General features: G+C 70.4%; 2 protein-coding genes. One reads left to right on the forward strand and one right to left on the reverse strand.

Annotated features, from left to right (window positions below; genetic code table 11):
* Window positions 1-194 precede the first annotated feature (194 nt).
* Window positions 195-1,580 (forward strand): class II fumarate hydratase, encoded by a 1,386-nt coding sequence (locus tag ABH931_RS39605; RefSeq protein WP_370124840.1) that lies wholly within the window; start codon window positions 195-197, stop codon window positions 1,578-1,580.
* Between the two features lie 6 nt (window positions 1,581-1,586).
* Here the strand turns inward: ABH931_RS39605 and ABH931_RS39610 are convergent.
* A partial coding sequence (locus ABH931_RS39610) for a carbohydrate binding domain-containing protein (protein WP_370124842.1) occupies window positions 1,587-2,084 on the reverse strand: 498 nt, incomplete at its 5' end.

Consider the following 2,084-nt stretch of genomic DNA (forward strand, 5'->3'; position numbering starts at 1 on the left):
GCCCGAAGGGCTGAGCCGGGTATGTGACGAGCCCGGTCGGCCCGAAGGGCTGAGCCGGGTATGTGACGAGCCCGGTCGGCCCGAAGGGCTGAGCCGGGTATGTGACGAGCCCGGTCGGCCCGAAGGGCTGAGCCAAGACCCGGCGGCGTGTCCGGGGCGGGAACACACTCCCGCCCTGGGACGCTGATCGGGTTATGGAGAACTACCGGATCGAGCACGACTCGATGGGCGAGGTGCGTGTCCCCGCCGAGGCCAAGTGGGGCGCGCAGACGCAGCGCGCGGTGGAGAACTTCCCCATCTCCGGGCAGCGCCTGGAGCGCGCCCACATCGCGGCGCTGGCGCAGGTCAAGGCCGCCGCGGCGAAGGTGAACGCGAAGCTCGGCGTGCTGGACCAGGAGACCGCCACGGCGATCCGCAGCGCGGCCAAGGAGGTCGTCGCCGGGCAGTGGGACGACCAGTTCCCGATCGACGTGTTCCAGACCGGGTCCGGCACCTCCTCCAACATGAACGTGAACGAGGTCGTCGCGACGCTCGCCACCGAGCGGCTCGGTCGGCCGGTCCATCCGAACGACCACGTCAACGCGAGCCAGTCGTCGAACGACGTCTTCCCGAGCTCGATCCACATCGCGGCCACGGCCGCCGTGACGCACGACCTGATCCCGGCCCTGAACCACCTCGCGGACGCGCTCGCGCGCAAGGCCGAGGAGTTCGCGACGGTCGTCAAGTCGGGCCGAACCCACCTGATGGACGCCACGCCGGTGACCTTGGGCCAGGAGTTCGGCGGCTACGCCGCGCAGGTCCGCGGCGGTGTGGAGCGGCTCCGGGCGACGCTGCCGCGGGTGGCCGAACTGCCGCTCGGCGGAACGGCCGTGGGGACGGGGATCAACACCCCGCCCGGCTTCTCCGCTGCGGTGATCTCCGAGGTGGCCCACGCCACCGGGCTGCCGCTGACCGAGGCACGTGACCACTTCGAGGCGCAGGGCGCCCGTGACGGCCTGGTGGAGCTGAGTGGTCAGCTGCGCACGATCGCGGTCGGGTTCACCAAGATCTCCAATGATCTGCGCTGGATGGGCTCCGGGCCGTGCACGGGTCTGGGCGAGATCAACCTGCCGGACCTGCAGCCGGGTTCGTCGATCATGCCGGGCAAGGTCAACCCGGTGATCCCGGAGGCGACACTGATGGTCGCCGCCCAGGTCATCGGCAATGACGCGACCGTCACCCTGGCCGGCGCGAGCGGCAGCTTCGAGCTGAACGTGATGCTGCCGGTGCTGGCCCGCAACGTGCTGGAGTCGGTGCGCCTGCTGGCCAACGTCGCCCGGCTGCTGGCGGACCGGACCGTGGACGGGGTGACGGCCAACGTGGAGCGGCTGCGCGAGTACGCGGAGTCGTCCCCCTCGATCGTCACCCCGCTGAACCGGTACCTCGGCTACGAGGAGGCCGCGAAAATCGCGAAGCAGGCCCTGGCGGAGCGCAAGACGATCCGCCAGGTCGTGCTCGAACGCGGTCATGTGGCGGCGGGGCGGATCACCGAGGAGCAGCTCGACCAGGCTCTGGACGTGCTGCGGATGACCCGCCCCTGAACGACCTCAGTTCACAGCGAAGTCGTCGGCGTTGACGTTCCCCTGTCCGTACCAGCCGTGGACGTAGACGGTCACCGTGCCGCTGGCGCCGGTGGTGAACGGAACCGTCAGCTTGTTCCAGCTGGTGGTGCTGGACCAGGTGCTGGCCGTCGCACCGCCGTTGACGCCGATGTAGGCGTACGGGCCCAGTACCCAGCCGGTCAGCGTGTAGCTGTGGTTGGGCAGGAGGGTGACGGTCTGGTCGCACTCGCCGGTGGTGGAGCTGGACGGGGCGACCAGCGCCGCGTAGCTACCGGAGTGCACCGGGCTGCTCACCACGGAGCTACCGGACTGGCAGGTCCACGGGCTCAGGCTGCCGCTCTCGAAACCGCCGTTGGCCAGCGCCCCGGACCCGCCGCTCGCGTTGACCGTCCAGGTGAAGGAGGTCGAGCCGGACGCGGTACCGGAGGAGGCGGTCACCGTCACGCTGGAGGTGCCCGCCGCGCTGGGCGTACCGGAGATCAG

The organism is Streptacidiphilus sp. MAP12-33, from assembly GCF_041261265.1.
Taxonomy (GTDB): Bacteria; Actinomycetota; Actinomycetes; order Streptomycetales; family Streptomycetaceae; genus Streptacidiphilus.